Origin of the sequence: Lachnoclostridium phytofermentans ISDg (assembly GCF_000018685.1) — a bacterium.
GTDB classification, from domain to species: domain Bacteria; phylum Bacillota; class Clostridia; order Lachnospirales; family Lachnospiraceae; genus Lachnoclostridium; species Lachnoclostridium phytofermentans.
The window spans coordinates 4,249,093-4,265,397 of the sequence record NC_010001.1 but is presented as its reverse complement, the minus strand read 5'-3'; the positions used below and the strand labels follow the sequence as shown (position 1 = coordinate 4,265,397).

Annotated in this window: 13 protein-coding genes; all 13 read left to right on the top strand. The window is 36.6% G+C overall.

Annotated elements, in window-relative coordinates; translation table 11 throughout:
• Nucleotides 1-90: 90 nt before the first annotated feature.
• The 13 genes from CPHY_RS17980 (at nt 91) to CPHY_RS17920 (ending at nt 16,258) form a co-directional block, all read left to right on the top strand.
• Nucleotides 91-1,341 (top strand): cadherin-like beta sandwich domain-containing protein, encoded by a 1,251-nt coding sequence (locus CPHY_RS17980; protein WP_012201464.1) that lies wholly within the window; start codon nt 91-93, stop codon nt 1,339-1,341.
• A 238-nt stretch (nt 1,342-1,579) separates the two neighbouring features.
• Entirely contained in the window at nt 1,580-1,960 is a 381-nt protein-coding gene (locus CPHY_RS17975) for a GntR family transcriptional regulator (protein ID WP_012201463.1), read from the top strand.
• Nucleotides 1,961-1,970: 10 nt separating this feature from the next.
• A complete protein-coding gene (locus CPHY_RS17970) occupies nt 1,971-2,492 on the top strand; it encodes a UvrB/UvrC motif-containing protein (protein ID WP_012201462.1) in 522 nt (173 codons plus the stop codon).
• Nucleotides 2,493-2,507: 15 nt separating this feature from the next.
• Nucleotides 2,508-3,539: a protein arginine kinase gene (locus CPHY_RS17965; protein WP_012201461.1), complete on the top strand. Its 1,032-nt coding sequence runs from the start codon at nt 2,508-2,510 to the stop codon at nt 3,537-3,539.
• An 18-nt stretch (nt 3,540-3,557) separates the two neighbouring features.
• Complete coding sequence (locus CPHY_RS17960; protein ID WP_012201460.1) at nt 3,558-6,032, top strand: ATP-dependent Clp protease ATP-binding subunit; 2,475 nt, start codon at nt 3,558-3,560, stop codon at nt 6,030-6,032.
• Nucleotides 6,033-6,301: 269 nt separating this feature from the next.
• Complete coding sequence (locus tag CPHY_RS17955; protein ID WP_012201459.1) at nt 6,302-6,715, top strand: hypothetical protein; 414 nt, start codon at nt 6,302-6,304, stop codon at nt 6,713-6,715.
• Between the two features lie 43 nt (nt 6,716-6,758).
• The gene (gene radA / locus CPHY_RS17950; RefSeq protein ID WP_012201458.1) at nt 6,759-8,117 is read left to right on the top strand and encodes a DNA repair protein RadA; all 1,359 of its coding nucleotides are present in this window, start codon (nt 6,759-6,761) and stop codon (nt 8,115-8,117) included.
• A gap of 64 nt (nt 8,118-8,181) precedes the next feature.
• Entirely contained in the window at nt 8,182-8,595 is a 414-nt protein-coding gene (locus CPHY_RS17945; protein WP_012201457.1) for a hypothetical protein, read from the top strand.
• A gap of 340 nt (nt 8,596-8,935) precedes the next feature.
• Nucleotides 8,936-10,693 carry an outer membrane protein assembly factor BamB family protein gene (locus CPHY_RS17940; protein ID WP_012201456.1) on the top strand — a complete coding sequence of 586 codons (1,758 nt, stop codon included), beginning with the start codon at nt 8,936-8,938 and terminating at the stop codon, nt 10,691-10,693.
• The gene (locus tag CPHY_RS17935; RefSeq protein WP_041703771.1) at nt 10,690-11,541 is read left to right on the top strand and encodes a transporter substrate-binding domain-containing protein; all 852 of its coding nucleotides are present in this window, start codon (nt 10,690-10,692) and stop codon (nt 11,539-11,541) included. The genes CPHY_RS17940 and CPHY_RS17935 overlap by 4 nt, the downstream gene beginning before the upstream one ends.
• Nucleotides 11,542-11,554: 13 nt before the next feature.
• Nucleotides 11,555-12,598 carry a hypothetical protein gene (locus CPHY_RS17930; RefSeq protein WP_041703770.1) on the top strand — a complete coding sequence of 348 codons (1,044 nt, stop codon included), beginning with the start codon at nt 11,555-11,557 and terminating at the stop codon, nt 12,596-12,598.
• Between the two features lie 229 nt (nt 12,599-12,827).
• A complete protein-coding gene (locus CPHY_RS17925; protein WP_012201455.1) occupies nt 12,828-14,570 on the top strand; it encodes a methyl-accepting chemotaxis protein in 1,743 nt (580 codons plus the stop codon).
• A 287-nt stretch (nt 14,571-14,857) separates the two neighbouring features.
• Complete coding sequence (locus tag CPHY_RS17920; protein WP_041703769.1) at nt 14,858-16,258, top strand: NAD(P)/FAD-dependent oxidoreductase; 1,401 nt, start codon at nt 14,858-14,860, stop codon at nt 16,256-16,258.
• Nucleotides 16,259-16,305 lie beyond the last annotated feature (47 nt).

Here is a 16,305-nt window from a genome sequence, read left to right as displayed (position 1 = left end):
TCCCATAAAGTTAGCCGACCGGTAAGAAACGAAGGTTTCAAGACAAATGGTTAACTTTATGGGATTTTCTAAAAACGAGAGGAGAATACTATGAAAACATGGTATAAAAAAATCGTACTATCTGTTTTATATTTAAGTCTTGGAATATTGTTAATGAATATTCCAAGTATAGATAGTCTTGCTGCGAGTGCAACTATTAAAATAGAGGTACCAAATGATGAGGTTGGTAAGGGGGATGAATTTAAGATTTCAATTGTAATCGCATCCGATAGTATACTTGGTGACTTTGAAGGTTACCTTTCCTATAATGCGGAAATCATAGAATTTATGTCAGGACCATCCTGTGTTTCTGGTGGGAATGGAATGCTTCGATTTATGGATACGAATGCATCTTCCTCCGATGGTGAAAGAAGATATGTATTGCGTTTTAAAGCTTTAGAAGTGGGGAATTGCCAGCTATTAATGACTGGAAACCCAATTGCTTATGAGTTCGAATCAGGAGATCCGATGTCTGTGTCCGCATATTCTGGGAGCGTCACAATCCGCGCCAAGGAGGCTGCTTCAAAGAATACGAATTTAGCAATATTGAAAGTTAGTCCTGGTACTTTAACGCCATCCTTTAAGGCCGACGAAAAAGAGTATAGTATTATGGTTGGACCGGAAACAGAGAAAATTATAATCAGTGCAATACCGGAGGATACCGATGCAACAGTGGGGATAAAAGGTAATGAGGCCCTGAAGATTGGAAATAATACAATTGTGATAACTGTTACAGCGCAAAGCGGAAATACTGGTGAGTACCGAATACAAGTATTAAAAGAAGAAGGTTATCAACAAGTGGAAGATGGTTCAAACGAAGGCGGAGATGCTCCTAATTTTAGAGCAGTGAGAGATGCAGGGAAGATAATGATAACCGGTCAATTTAAGTTTACCGTAGCATCTGATGATAGCAATATTATAATACCAAAAGGTTATGTAAAGAGTAGCATTCTTGTGGATGGCTGTGCAATTCCAATTTATCAAAAGAAAGACAGTCTAAAAGAGGATTATTTACTGATGGTTCTTGAGAATCAATTCGGGAATACTTCACTTTATCGATATGATCGTACCGAGAAAACGATTCAACTTTATACAGAGCAGACAATAATAGAAAGAGAGGACAGCTCTCCTGCTGCTAACAATAATCTAGAGCTAAAAGTACAGAAAAAAGAATTTGAAGAGAAAATAAGTCAATTAACGATCGTTATTATTGTACTGTGTGGCATCTGCGCTATACTTTTGATCGGTATTGTTCGCTTAATGCTCCGAATGAAAACGAATCAAGAGGATGATTTATTTTAAAATGATAAACTACTACTACTATACTGCAAACCCTACCACTAAACTGCAAACCTACGAATTCATGTGGTAGCACAATACTATCAGAGTGAATTGCTTTATTATAAAAATGTGAGGTATCTTTGATTTCTCGGATTTTCTCCAAATAGTATCAGTTGACAAATGAATCATAGTGTTATAGTATGAATATAACAGATATAACTTCGAGAACACGTTGTAATACAGCAAGGAGGTGAAGAATGTGATTGTAACCATTGACTTTAATAGTGATGAAGCAATTTACATTCAATTAAGAAATCAGATAATCCTGGGAATTGCAACCTCAGAAATCAGAGAAGGGGATAATCTCCCATCTGTGAGAGAATTAGCAGAAAATATAGGAATTAATATGCATACAGTGAATAAAGCCTACACTATTTTAAAACAGGAGGGCTTTGTAAAACTTGACCGAAGAAGAGGAGCTGTAATCGCACTCGATTATGATAAAATTGCAGCTATTGCTGAACTTAAGAGTCAGATGAGAGTGATTTTAGCACAGGCCATCTGTAAAGATATCAGTTGTGAGGAGATTCATGAGCTAATGGATAGTATCATGAGAGAGTTCTCCAGTGACTCCAGATAGGAGGTAAGCTATGTTATGTGATATTTGCGGAAAGAAAGAAGCGAAAATCTACTATACGGAAATCCTAAACGGAAAGAAAACAGAACAGCATCTGTGTTCCGAATGCGCTGCGAAAAACAGTTCATTCCTAAATTTTCCACAGGGGGATGGTAGTGATCCCACTTTAGGCGGAATGTTATTTGAATTACTTGAGAGTATTGAAAAACAACAAAATGAGGAAGAAATCCCGATTACTAAATGTAAAAGCTGTGGGTTAAGCTATGAAGAATTTTTAAAACAAGGAAAATTTGGTTGTGCAGATTGCTATAGCAGTTTTGGTAAGGTACTAAATAAAAACTTTAGAAGTATTCATGGAGCAGACACTCATACCGGTAAAAAGCCAAAGGGCTATGAAAGTGAAATGAATCGTCTTATAAATGAACTTTCAGAAGAGGAAAAACTAACAATTCAATTGCAACAGGCGATTGAACAGGAAGAATATGAGGAAGCAGCAAGAATAAGAGATCGAATCCGAGAACTTAAGAAGGTTTAAAGAGGGAGGTAGGCTATGAATAAATGGTATGAAGAGCAATCAACGGATAGCGACGTTGTAATTTCTAGCCGTATCCGCCTTGCAAGAAACATCAAAGGATTTTATTTTCAAGAACGAATGAATAGAGAGTCAGCGATACAGCTTGTGACTAAAGTTACTGGACTGACAAAAGACCTGGAACTAAAAGAAAATCAGAAGTTTTATCACTGTAATGTAAATAAACTGCGAGATATCGATAAAGCATCGATGGTAGAATGGCATATTATCAGTCCTCTCTTAGCAGAAAAAGAGCTAGAAACTGGTCTTATTGTTTCTGAAGATGAGGGAATTAGTGTAATGGTAAATGAAGAAGACCATCTTCGCATACAAGCAATTTCAAGTGGAATGAATATGGAAAAGGCATTTTTGGATGCGGATAGAGTAGATGACTTTTTTTCAGAGCAATTGGGTTATGCATATGATGATCGCTATGGTTATTTAACCAGCTGTCCAACCAATGTCGGAACTGGACTGCGGGCATCCTATATGGTATTCTTACCTGCATTAAATATCGCTGGTAAGATTGAAAAACTAGCAGAAGAAATTGGCCGCTATGGGGCACAAATTCGAGGCATCTATGGTGAAGGAACCAAGGGGTTAGGACATATCTTTCAGATATCAAATAAAACAACCCTTGGAAGATCAGAGAAAGAGATTATCGATAACCTAGAGAAACTTGTGGATCAGGTGGTATTTCAAGAAAGAAAGCGTAGAGAATACCTGATTAACATGAATATGGATGAAATTGAAGATAAGGTATATCGTTCTTACGGTGTATTAAAATATGCGAAAAAGATTAATACTGTGGATGCATTAATGATGTTATCTCAGTTAAAGCTAGGAATGGATGCAGGGCTTATGAAATTAAGTGAGCCACTTAATATTCATAAGTTAATGATGGAGGTTACACCAGGTAATTTGCAAAAAAGTCTGGGTAAGAGTGTCGGACGTGGCGAAAGAGACCGCTATCGTGCGGAATACATTAATAATAAGTTACCACAGCTTTAAAGAGGAATGGAGGAATATATGAGAGATAGATTTACAGAAAATGCGAAAGAGGCAATCAATCTAGCAACCGATGTCGCTTTCCGCTTAATGCATAATTATATAGGAACTGAACATCTACTAATTGGATTGTTAAAGGCCGACGGAGTTGCTTCTAAAGTGCTTGAAACAAACGGTGTAGAGGAAGATAAAGTGTTGGAATTAGTGAATCAATTAATTGCACCTAACACACCGATGAAAGTCGCAGGAAGTAATAATTTTACCAGCAGAGCAAGAGGAATTTTGGAGCAAAGTGACAAAGAAGCGAAAAGAATGAATGCAGAGCAAATTGGTACGGAGCACATATTGATTGCTTTAATGAAGGAATCAGACTGTATCGCAATACGATTATTAAATACGCTCGGTATTAATATTCAAAAGCTTTACGTAGATACTTTGGCTGCTGCTGGAGTTGACATGAATGCAGCAAAGAACGAATTTAGTAACGCAAAAGGAAAGGGCAAGGGAAAGTCCTCTACCCCTACACTTGATCAATATAGTAGAAATCTTACGGAGTATGCAAAAGAAGGAAAACTAGACCCAGTCATTGGTAGGGAAAATGAAATTAATCGTGTCATTCAAATCTTAAGCAGAAGAACGAAAAACAATCCATGTTTGGTAGGAGAGCCTGGTGTTGGTAAAACTGCAATTGCAGAAGGATTAGCACTGAAAATTGTGGAGGGTGATGTACCAGATACCATTAAGGATAAACGTGTCGTAACCTTAGATTTATCAGGTATGGTAGCTGGCTCTAAATACCGTGGTGAATTTGAAGAACGTATTAAGAAAGTAATTGCAGAAGTTATCTATGATGGAAATGTTCTGCTATTTTTAGATGAATTACACACCATTATAGGTGCTGGTGGAGCAGAGGGTGCAATCGATGCATCGAATATATTAAAGCCATCCCTAGCTCGAGGAGAACTTCAATTAATCGGTGCGACTACGAGAGAGGAATATCGTAAGTATATTGAGAAGGATGCTGCATTAGAGCGTCGTTTCCAACCGGTAGTCGTAGAGGAACCATCCGAAGATGAAACCATCAAAATTTTAATGGGTCTTCGTTCAAGCTATGAAAGTCATCATAATGTAGTGATAACTGATGATGCAGTAATTGCAGCAGTAAAATTATCAAAGAGATATTTAAACGACCGTTATCTACCAGACAAAGCAATTGACCTTATGGATGAAGCTGCATCAAAAGTTCGATTAAGTACTTATGCGGTATCCCCAAAGATAAAGCAGTTAGAGGAAAAGATTGCACAGTTAGAAGCTGATAAAGAAGAAGCTATTAAAGCGGAGGCTTTTGAAAAAGCAAGTGAAATTAAGAAAAAGCAAGATAGAGCAAGAGATACACTAAATCGTCAGAAGATTGAGCATGAAAAGGCTAGGGAAGAGAATAAACTAATGGTAACTGAGGGCGAAATTGCGGAGGTGATTTCGGGCTGGACCAAGATTCCGGTAAGAAAATTAGAAGAGGAAGAAAGCGAACGTCTCATGAAATTGGAAGGAATATTGCATGAACGTGTTGTGGGGCAGTCGGAAGCGGTTTCTGCAGTTGCTAAGGCGATTCGCCGAGGCAGAGTAGGGCTAAAAGATCCGAATCGCCCAATTGGTTCCTTCTTATTCCTTGGACCAACTGGTGTAGGTAAAACAGAGCTTAGCAAAGCACTTGCGGAAGCGATGTTTGGAAGTGAGAATTCCATGATTCGAGTTGATATGTCTGAATATATGGAAAAGCATAGTGTATCAAAGATGATTGGTTCTCCACCAGGATATGTTGGATACGATGAGGGCGGTCAGTTAAGTGAGAAGGTACGCAGAAATCCATATTCCGTTATATTATTTGATGAAATTGAGAAAGCACATCCAGATGTATTTAACATTTTACTTCAGGTGTTGGATGATGGTCATATCACGGATGCACAGGGAAGAAAAGTTAGCTTTAAGAATACAATTATCATCATGACGTCAAATGCTGGTGCGCAAAGTATTATTTCACCAAAGAAGCTAGGCTTTACTTCGGTAGTCGATGAGAAGGCAGATTATAATCGAATGAAGGAAGGCGTTATGGATGAGGTAAAACGAATCTTTAAGCCAGAGTTTATTAATCGAATTGATGAAATTATTGTATTCCATTCCTTAACAAGAGAAGATATCAAGAACATTGTTCGGATTATGTTAGCAACCATTGAAAAGCGCTGCGAGCAACAAATGGATTTAAAGCTTACGATAGAAGAAAGTGTAATAGATTTTATATCGGAAAAAGGCTTTGATGATAAATATGGTGCAAGACCAATCCGCCGTGCTATACAAAGTTATATTGAAGATAAGTTGGCGGAAGAAATTTTAGAAGGTAAGGTAAGTTCGGGGGACTTTGTAGCGGTCGATTATAAAGAAAATCAGATTGTGATGACAGGGAAAAAGAAACGAACCAGAAAAGCAAAAACAGAGTAATATTTGATTAGTTTAAATAGAAATCGGGCAGCTTAATAACCATAGAAGGCTTGTATTATTTATTGTGAGTCAAAACTGTAAGTAGTTTCTTTCGAAGGAAATATCTAACTCATTTTCTATACAAATTAATCGAATTGCAGAAGATTTAGTAGCATTATGTCAGCGATTATATTATAATGCTTATATAGAAAATGAATCATAATATTTGTATACGTTACAAAATGAGTCTAAAAACAAATGGTTGTGAACAATACCGGGAGGATAAGAAAATGGCATTATATGAGAATCTGATTCGTGAAGAAAAGGATGGCACAATTAGCTTTGGTGATTATACCTTAGAGGCAAAACAAAAGGTTTCGGATTTCCAGCACAACGGAGATTTATATAAAGTAAAAACATTTCATGAGATTACAAAATTAGAGAAAAATGGTTTATTTGTTTATGAGTCTGTTCCAGGGACTGCTGTATCTCATTTGGATATTTCAGAAAAAGAAGTTAGCTTCTTTGTAAAGGGCAACGAAGATGCTCAGATTACTTTAGAGTTAGAAGCAGAAAAAGAATACAAAATCTTCATTGATGGTACCAATGTTGGTAAAATGAAGACAAATTTAGGCGGAAAGCTAGTAATCAGTACAGAGCTTAATTGCGAAAGAGAAGTTGAGGTACGCGTGATCAAGTTATAAAATACAAGAAAGCATACTTGTTTTTAGCATGGGAGAAAGAAGAATGGCAAAGAAAAGTACCGTATTCTTTTGTAAAGAGTGTGGGTTTGAATCTACAAAATGGGTAGGACAATGTCCAGGATGTAAATCATGGAACAGCTTTACGGAAGAACCTGTTGTCAAAAAGACACCGGTGAATAAAGCTAGTAGCAGAAAAACAGAAACACCAAAATACCTCTCTGAGGTATGTACGGAAGAAGAAAATCGAACCGTAACAGGAATTGGCGAATTAGACCGTGTTCTTGGTGGCGGTATCGTAAAAGGATCTTTAGTTTTAGTCGGTGGAGATCCGGGTATTGGAAAATCCACACTTCTTCTTCAGATGTGCAGACAATTGACTACGGCTAAAAAGAAGGTACTATATGTTTCCGGAGAGGAATCTCAACAACAAATTAAAATGAGAGCAGAGCGCCTTGGAACCTTCCAAGGCGAACTGCTATTACTTTCTGAAACAAACCTTGATCAGATTGAGGATATTGTATCAAAAGATACTCCTGAGATAATGATAATTGACTCGATCCAAACAATGTTTAAAGAAGAAATCAGTGCATCCCCAGGAAGTGTAAGCCAAGTACGAGAATCCACAGGAGCCTTAATGCATTTAGCAAAAGGTATGGGGATATCGATATTTATTGTTGGGCATGTGACGAAGGAAGGCGTTGTTGCTGGACCACGAGTCTTAGAGCATATGGTAGATACGGTACTATATTTTGAAGGGGATAATACTGCTGCTTATCGAATCCTTAGAGCGGTGAAAAACCGTTTTGGTTCCACGAATGAAATCGGTGTGTTTGAAATGAAAAATTCAGGATTGGCAGAAGTAATGAATCCTTCCGAGTATATGCTTCAAGGAAAACCAGAGGATGAACCAGGGTCTGTTGTGGCAGCTTCTATGGAAGGGACAAGAACCATGTTAGTTGAAGTACAAGCTTTGGTTTGTCAATCCAACTTAAATATGCCCCGTAGAACAGCAGCAGGAACCGATTATAATCGTGTGAATTTATTGATGGCGGTTATTGAAAAACGATTAGGGATACAGTTATCTTTTTGTGATGCTTATGTAAATGTTGCAGGTGGAATGAAAATAAATGAGCCTGCCCTAGATTTAGCTATCGTGATGGCGCTAATATCCAGCTACAAGAATAGAGCACTAAGTAGTAAAACACTTGTGTTTGGAGAAGTAGGTCTTACGGGAGAAGTACGTGCTGTAAGTATGGCGGAACAGCGTGTTAACGATGCAAAGAAGATGGGCTATGAAATTTGTATTTTACCACAGGTGAATCAGCAGCATTTAAAGATACAGGGAATCCGTCTTATTGGTGTTAATAACGTCAGAGAATTATTTAAATTATTACAGGATTAAGCGTGAAGAGAATTTCTAAGGCGCCAAAAGGCGCTGCCTAAGAAATTTTATATGGGGGATAACAATGCAAAATGGATCTTTACAAGAGATTGTAGAAAAGCTGTATTGTTCTCAAGAGCAAGTTGAGAAAACTACATTTGATGTACTCAATGAACAGGATAAACTTTGTTGCCTTGTTTCAGAAACTTCGCTTGAGGTGCAAAAGTTAATTTCTAAGATGGAAGCAATTAATTACTGTGTTTCAAATCATTTAAAAGATCATCTAACAAGAGTACAAGGGGAACAATTAAAAGAGTTAGAACATGTGATGTCGATGGTGGAAGAACAGGAATCGATTGGTATATTAGTATCACAGTATATCAACACATTGAATACACAGGCTGCCGCTGCTTGTGAATTAGTACATATCATGGAGAATGAAGTAGCAGTTCACCGTGAAGACATTGAGGTAATTGGAGATTGTATCAATTGTATCTAAGCTGTAGTTAGGATACATTGAATTGAAGTAAAATAAGAGGGAATGTAGGCGTTTCGACAATGATTTATGTTTGTACTTGCTTGCATTCTTTTTTTGCGCTGTATTTTTTTACGATTCTCTTACTATTCATTGGATATTATTATAAGTATTGACAAAAAAGGTAATATTCTTTATCATAATTGTTAATCTGTGGAGGACTTTATCTATATTGTGTTAGATAAGGTGCCAACTAATGAGATAGAAAATTTAATGGATGGAATGGTTTAGAAGGAAAAGTTCGTAAAGCGTGCTTTTTCTTATTTGTATGCGTGCTAGAGCGTGCAGATGGGAGTTGTTAAATATGAATAAAAAGAAAAGATTTACAAAGTCAATTACATTTCGGATTCTAGTCGGTGTATTAGTTCTAGCAATACTGGGAGCAGGATTTTATGGTTTTAAATTACTGGTAAAAGTTAAGGGAAACATTCGCTATTTATATAATTACACCGTTAATACACGAGGAAGCCTTCCGGTAGAGCAATACCTTGATAATGCAAAGGGTGCGGAGGAGATGGTACCAAGAGCAACGAAAAATACAAATTCGAGTGTACTATCGATGTCTACCCGTATTCAGGTGAATGGGATAGATGTTAAGAGTTATGAACGTCCTTATGATCTGTCATTTTCAGAGGAGGACTTATCAGGAATGAATCAATTAAAGGGTATCTATACGTTTCGCGGAGACTATTATAGAAATCACCAAGCCTATGGCTATGCTAATCTTATAGAAAAAAAGTTTGATTCTGACATCTGGTCATTTAAAACGGGAAAAGTATTAAAAAGCAATGGGGTTGATTACTGGTCAGGGAATGGATGGACAGGTCAGCCACTGGTTGTTAAGTGGGATGAAGAGACGAAGAGAATCATGAATTTGTATGATACAGCGAAGAAGAAGGAAGGACTTGTAGAAGTAATCTATCCTGGTATGGATGGATATGTACACTTTTTGGATATGGATACTGGTGAACCTACAAGAGATGCAATCAATGTTGGTATGACTTTTAAAGGTACTGGCTCAATTCATCCAGGTGGTATTCCGTTGCTGGTTATGGGATCGGGGGATGCACAAACTGGTGTTTATGGGGAATGTATTAGCCCAAGAATTTATATCTATAGTTTGATTGATGGTTCAAAACTTTACGAGTTTGCGATGAATGATCCTATTGCACCTCGTATTTGGCATGCTTATGATAGCTCAGCTATCTTCCATGTGGAATCTGACACTATTATATGTCCTGGTGAAAATGGTGTATTGTATACATTAAAACTTAATACAAAATACGATAAGGTGAAAGGAACCTTATCCATAGCGCCATCAGAGGAAGTTCGTGTTGTATATAGTGCTGCGCGTGCATCGGAAGAATCTCATGTATGGGGTAGTGAATGCAGTGGTAGTGTGTGGGAAAATTATCTCTACCTTGGTGATAATGGCGGTGTTGTAAACTGTATTAACTTAAATACCATGAAACTTATGTGGACACAGGATGTCGGAGATGATGTTAACTCTTCCATACTCTTTGATAAAGAAGAGGATGGAAAAAAATACATCTATGTAGCAACAACCCTTAAGTATGGAAAAGACATCCACAATATGGGTGAAGCCAGTGTATATAAATTAAATGCGATAACTGGTGAAATTGTATGGAAAAAGCCGTATGAAGTTCATAGTGTTGCAGGTCTAGCAGGCGGATTTTTAGCAACAGGAATTGTAGGAAAAGGAAGAGTTTCCAATTCGGTATTTTACTTTGTTTCTAAGACTCCTAATATTGAAGGCGGCTATCTAGTAGCATTAGATAAGAAGACTGGAGAGGAAACTTGGAGAACAGACCTAGGTACAGATTCTTGGAGCTCAGCTAATATGATTTATACAACAAACGGGGATGCTTATCTATTACAGGGAGCTTATAATAACAAACTTATGTTAATTGATGCTGTTACAGGACAAGTTGTTGATAGCATTGATGTTGGTGGCGGAATCGAGGCGACTGCAGCAGTGTATGAGAATAAAATTGTGGTAGGAACTCGAAATGAAAAGATAATCGGGGTGACTTTAAGATGATGAGAACGAGATCAAAATGGTTAACAGTTGCAGTTCTTGCAATCTTTTGTCTGATATGTGCTGGTGCAAGACTGTTTCATGATGAAGCTAAGGTTACCTCTGAGAATTTAGAAGCTGTTGTGGAACTTAACGGTAAGACAATGGGTGGTGTAGTTTCTAAAATGCCAGATACTAGTGCTAAGATATTGTTTGATAGCATACTTGGAATTAAATTAAAAGGGTATCGCTCTTATTCGGATGTTTATGAAACACTCTCAGCGCTTAAAACCAATGAGATACAGGTAGCTTGGTTTGCTGATGTGACAGCAGATTACTTAGCACGTACAGAAAAAGGAATCCGAAAGCTTGAGATTCCGAAAGCATCAGAGGATCGATTAGAGTTTGGTATGGCGCTTTCAGCCAAGAACCAAGTATTAAAAGATAATCTGAATGAAGCTTTGAAAGCGTTAAAGGAAAATGGTACCTTAGAATCCCTCGTATCTACCTATATTGAAGCAGAAGAAATCAAGCCTATGTATGCCAAGAATTTTGAAAAAATTCCAGGAACTAATGGTACGATATATGTAGGTGTTACGGGAGCACTACCTCCGATTGATATGGTAGATTTTGAGCAAAAACCATATGGATTTAGCGTAGCATTAATGCATGAAATAGGTAAAATCTTAGGAAAAGATATTCGATTTGTATACCTTCAAAATGACACGAGTTTTTCTGTGCTCATGGGAGGTAAAGTAGATGTGCTTTTTAGCTATGGAACTAGTAAGAATACAGTAGATACAAAAAAATTATATTGTATGACTGACGGTTACTATACGATGAATCAATACGCTTATCTAGTTTTAGAATAGAGGAGGAAAGAATATGAGTTTTATCAGAAATATCTTTGATGCGATAAATAACAATCTAATCTCTGGTGGAGCATATTATCTAATCGCAAAAAGCGTTATTGTGACAATTATTTTAGTAATGATCGCATGGACCGTGACGGTAGTAATCGGATCTGTGTTAAGTTACTTTATGTCATATCATAAGCGAGGAATCTCGGGTTTAGCACATGCAACTAGTTTTATATTTCGTAGTACACCAGTAGTATTATTACTTTTGTTATTCTATTATGTGGTATTTAAACGTTTGGTTTTTAGTGTCACTCTAATTTCTGGGATTGCAATTGGATTATATGGAGCAGGGCATTTTGCGCAAATTATTGCACGACAGGTGAGAGAAGCGAAAAAGCATCAGGACATTGCAGTGATTCGAAGATTGAAACAAGTCTATTTTACAGTAACACTACCACAGACAGTGGAAGATACCTTATTTATGATCAAACGTCTTGCAATCTTGCTTTTACAATGGACTACTATCGTTGGATATATTTCAGTAAATGATTTAACAGAAGTTATGACAAGAATTGGCCAAAGAACAATGTATCCGTTCTTCTCTATATTTGTATGCATTATCTTCTATCTTATTATGACTATTCTAATTGAAGGAATGTTCTATGCAATAAAGAAAAAGTTAACTGGGGAAGAAGACAGTTACGAAGATGAGGATACGGATATTTTTAAGAGAGCACGTAATAATTCAAAAGAGCAATATGATTCCTTAGATATATCGGAAGAAATAACGGATACTGAGGAGGAGGACGAGTATGAATCCATGCTAGAAAAAGAGGACGAGTATGAATCCAAGTTAGAAGAAGAGGACGAGTATGACTCTATGTTAGAGGAAAAGGAGTCTACATTGCAGCAAGAGGATACGAGCGTAGAGCCTGAGAATGAAGATTTTCTTCTATTTACCCAAGATTTAGCAAAGCAAGTAGAGGAAGAATTTGCAGAGGAATTGACTCATATGGAAGGTATTTATACCCGGGAAGAGGAATTAGAAGAGTTTAATAAAGATGAGTAGTTAAATTTAAAAGCTGTTACATTTTGGGATATGGAAAGTCGGAAATCGTACTTTCTTTCTTCTTCGATGTAACAGCTTTTGCTTTAGTACATATTTTGCTTAAAAATGGTAAAAAATAACTATTGTTAATAATTATAAGAAAATATTAAAAAATATAAGCTTTCAGTAAATATTGTCGATAATATAAAGGGGCGAAATTAAAATACTATACTTGGGTGGAGGTTTACAAATGAAAGTAGAAAGTCTAAAAGAAAAAGAAATTACAAAAGAGATTAGAAAAACAGTGAAAACAAGTATGTTTCGCACCATGAAGGTAAAAGTGATAGGTATTGTGCTATTAATTACAGCGATCGGGTCTGTATTTAACCTATGGAATGCCTTTCCAAGTTTTGAAAAAGTAATTGATGAGAAGACCAAGGATAGCATGATGGATGTAACCAATGCTTATGGACGTTTATTGGAAAATGAGTCGAATATGAAAGCTCAAGCTCTTACATACGAAGATTTTGCTATACTTCTTCGTGGAATTTCATTAGAAGGTAATCCGTCAAGTTATGCATATGTGGTAGACCGTGATGGAGTTATGCTATATCATCCTACGGAAAGTAAAGTTGGAATGCAGGTTGAAAATTCTGTTGTCAAGGGAATCGTAGAGCAGTTGAACCAAGGGATAATACCTGAGAATAATACGATAAACTATGAGTTCCAAGGAGTTAAAAAGTATGCGGGATATTATATTTCCGGAGTGGATAATTCTATCCTTGTTTTAACAGCTGACGAATCTGATATTATGTTACCTAGAGAAGAGTTTAATAGAAGTATGATATACGGTAATATTTTTATACTGGCGGTAGCAACTCTTATAGGAGCCATCATTGCTTATTTACTAGCAAAACCTACTATTATTATAACAAATGCAGTGAATCGTATCTCAAATCTCGATTTTTCAGAGGATGAGAGTCAGAAAAAACTTAATGGCCATCGAGATGAATTTGGTGAAATGAGCCGTTCTATTGGTAAAATGCGTGATAATATTATTGGTGTCATTGAAAGTTTGACGAATGCTTCCGATAGAATTGGAAATAATGCAGAAGTATTGAGTCGCTTCTCCAATGAGGTGAATGAAAATTCAAGTGATAACTCAGCGACAACAGAGGAAATTGCTGCTGGTATAGAAGAAACAGCGGCAACAACAGAATCTATTAATACAAATATTATTCATATAGAAGGTAATACAAAAGAAATTAATCTGCTTACGGAAGAAGGAAAGTCAATGGCTCAGGATATCATGCTAAGAGCGAAAGAACTTCATTCCAACATGGAACATGCTAGTGACCTTACAAAGCAGATGTATGAAGAAGTAAAAGTAAGGACTACAATAGCAATTGATAAATCAAAATCAGTGGAACGAATACAGGCCCTCTCGAAAGCGATTATGGACATTGCTTCTCAGACCAGTTTATTATCCTTAAATGCATCGATTGAAGCTGCAAGAGCTGGAGAGTCAGGAAGGGGATTTGCAGTAGTAGCTTCGGAGATTGGTAACTTGGCAAATCAATCTACAAGAGCAGTAAAAGATATTACAGATATTGTAGAAGAGGTACAGGATTCTGTTAACAATATGGTAGATTGTTTATCAAAGACACTGGATTTCTTAGAAAAAACAGTATTGAATGATTATACGGAATTTAGTAATGTCAGTACACAGTATTCCGATGATGCTCTCAAATTTAATGATAGTATGTCGATTATCAATACATCGATAAGTGGTCTACAGACAACAATTAAAAACATAGCAGAAGCAATCAATGGAATTAATGACACAGTTTCGGAGGCTGCAACAGGAATCAATGATATTGCTCACAAGACTTCGAATACAGTTGAGCTTACTGGAAAAACTACTGAGATCGTATCTGAATCGATGCAGCATGCAAAGGACTTACAAAAAATAGTAGAACAATTTAAGATCTAGGTCGCCAAAATACAAGAGATTTGTTTTCGTATGTAACGTATAAATAGTTAGTTTCTGCCGATAGGTCTGGTGATAGTTAGCTTGATAGATAGTCTTCTGATAGTTACCTTCTGCTTGACACAAGTTTTAATGCTGACTATAATAAATACGGTTAAGAAACTATTGTAAACATATCAGGAAGAAAATAAGGGGATATGGAAGCAATTGCTTTTTTCACCGCTTTATAGTTTCAGAATAAAGTTTCGAATCAGTAAACTGATGAAGGAATTACCGAAAGGATGATGCAGATGAAACACTATGATGTCGTGATTATTGGAGCAGGCCCAGCAGGTATTTTTACCGCGCTTGAGATGATCAAAAAGGGTAGTAATAAAAAGATTGCAATCGTTGAAAAAGGACGTTCTGTAGAAAAAAGAAGCTGTCCAAAAACAAAAACCAAGCAATGTATGAATTGTAAACCTTTTTGCCATATCACAACAGGATTTTCCGGTGCTGGAGCTTTTTCAGATGGAAAATTGTCTTTAAGCTATGAAGTGGGTGGAGATTTACCAACTCTAATTGGTGAAGATCTTGCTCAGGAAACGATTCACTATACCGATGGAATTTATCTAGAGTTTGGCGCTGATAACAAGATTGAGGGAATTAGTGAGCCAGAAAAAACAAAAGATATCCGTAAAAGAGCGATTCAAGCTGGTTTAAAATTGGTCGATTGTCCAATCAGGCACCTTGGAACAGAGAAAGCACAAATGATTTATCAGAGCATTGAAGAGTATCTGTTAGAAAATGGTGTGGAGATTTATTTTAATTATATATGTAAAGATATTATTATAGAAGACAACACCTGTACCGGTGCAATCATTGAAAATGTTTTAAAACATGATGATTGTATTGAGTTAATGGGAGATAAGATTGTTGTTGCAACAGGTCGTAAAGGAGCTGACTGGCTTGAGAAAATATGTGAAGAACATGATATTGCTCACCAACCAGGAACAGTAGATATCGGTGTACGTGTAGAAGTTCGTAACGAGATTATGGAGGATGTGAATAAGGTATTATACGAATCCAAATTAATTGGATATCCAGCTCCATTTAAGAATAAAGTACGTACCTTCTGTCAAAATCCTGGAGGATTTGTTAGTCAAGAAAATTATGATAATGACTTAGCCGTAGTAAATGGTCATTCCTACAAGGAAATGAAGTCTGATAACACAAACCTTGCTATTTTAGTTTCTCATAACTTTAGCGTTCCATTTAATCAACCAATAGCTTATGCACAAAAGGTTGGTGAATTAACGAATATGCTAAGTTGTGGACATATCTTAGTACAGCGTTATGGAGATATTCTTTCTGGTAAGAGAACTTGGCCAAAGGAATTGAGTCAATCCAATGTAAAACCAACACTTCCAGACGCTGTCGCTGGAGATATTACAGCAGCAATGCCTTACCGAGCAATGACAAATATTATAAACTTTATTCAAGCAGTTGATAATGTAGTTCCTGGATTCGCAAGTTCAGAAACATTATTATATTCTCCAGAATTAAAATTTTACAGCAACCGCATTAAGATGACACCAGAATTTGATACGAACATTAAGGGACTTCATTGTCTAGGAGACTCTTCTGGATGGACAAGAGGCCTTATGATGGCATCAGTTATGGGTGTTTTAATGGGAAGAAAATTAGTATAGATATAAAATCATTAAGCTTTATAGATTATAGAGATTTATAGATGAGC

Excerpts from the sequence above, each read along its gene's own strand:
- CPHY_RS17955 (WP_012201459.1), top strand. The coding sequence starts at position 6,302 with ATGGCATTATATGAGAATCTGATTCGTGAAGAAAAGGATGGCACAATT.
- CPHY_RS17920 (WP_041703769.1), top strand. The coding sequence starts at position 14,858 with ATGAAACACTATGATGTCGTGATTATTGGAGCAGGCCCAGCAGGTATT.
- CPHY_RS17935 (WP_041703771.1), top strand. The coding sequence starts at position 10,690 with ATGATGAGAACGAGATCAAAATGGTTAACAGTTGCAGTTCTTGCAATC.
- CPHY_RS17930 (WP_041703770.1), top strand. The coding sequence starts at position 11,555 with ATGAGTTTTATCAGAAATATCTTTGATGCGATAAATAACAATCTAATC.
- CPHY_RS17940 (WP_012201456.1), top strand. The coding sequence starts at position 8,936 with ATGAATAAAAAGAAAAGATTTACAAAGTCAATTACATTTCGGATTCTA.
- CPHY_RS17980 (WP_012201464.1), top strand. The coding sequence starts at position 91 with ATGAAAACATGGTATAAAAAAATCGTACTATCTGTTTTATATTTAAGT.
- CPHY_RS17970 (WP_012201462.1), top strand. The coding sequence starts at position 1,971 with ATGTTATGTGATATTTGCGGAAAGAAAGAAGCGAAAATCTACTATACG.
- CPHY_RS17960 (WP_012201460.1), top strand. The coding sequence starts at position 3,558 with ATGAGAGATAGATTTACAGAAAATGCGAAAGAGGCAATCAATCTAGCA.
- CPHY_RS17945 (WP_012201457.1), top strand. The coding sequence starts at position 8,182 with ATGCAAAATGGATCTTTACAAGAGATTGTAGAAAAGCTGTATTGTTCT.
- radA (WP_012201458.1), top strand. The coding sequence starts at position 6,759 with ATGGCAAAGAAAAGTACCGTATTCTTTTGTAAAGAGTGTGGGTTTGAA.
- CPHY_RS17925 (WP_012201455.1), top strand. The coding sequence starts at position 12,828 with ATGAAAGTAGAAAGTCTAAAAGAAAAAGAAATTACAAAAGAGATTAGA.
- CPHY_RS17965 (WP_012201461.1), top strand. The coding sequence starts at position 2,508 with ATGAATAAATGGTATGAAGAGCAATCAACGGATAGCGACGTTGTAATT.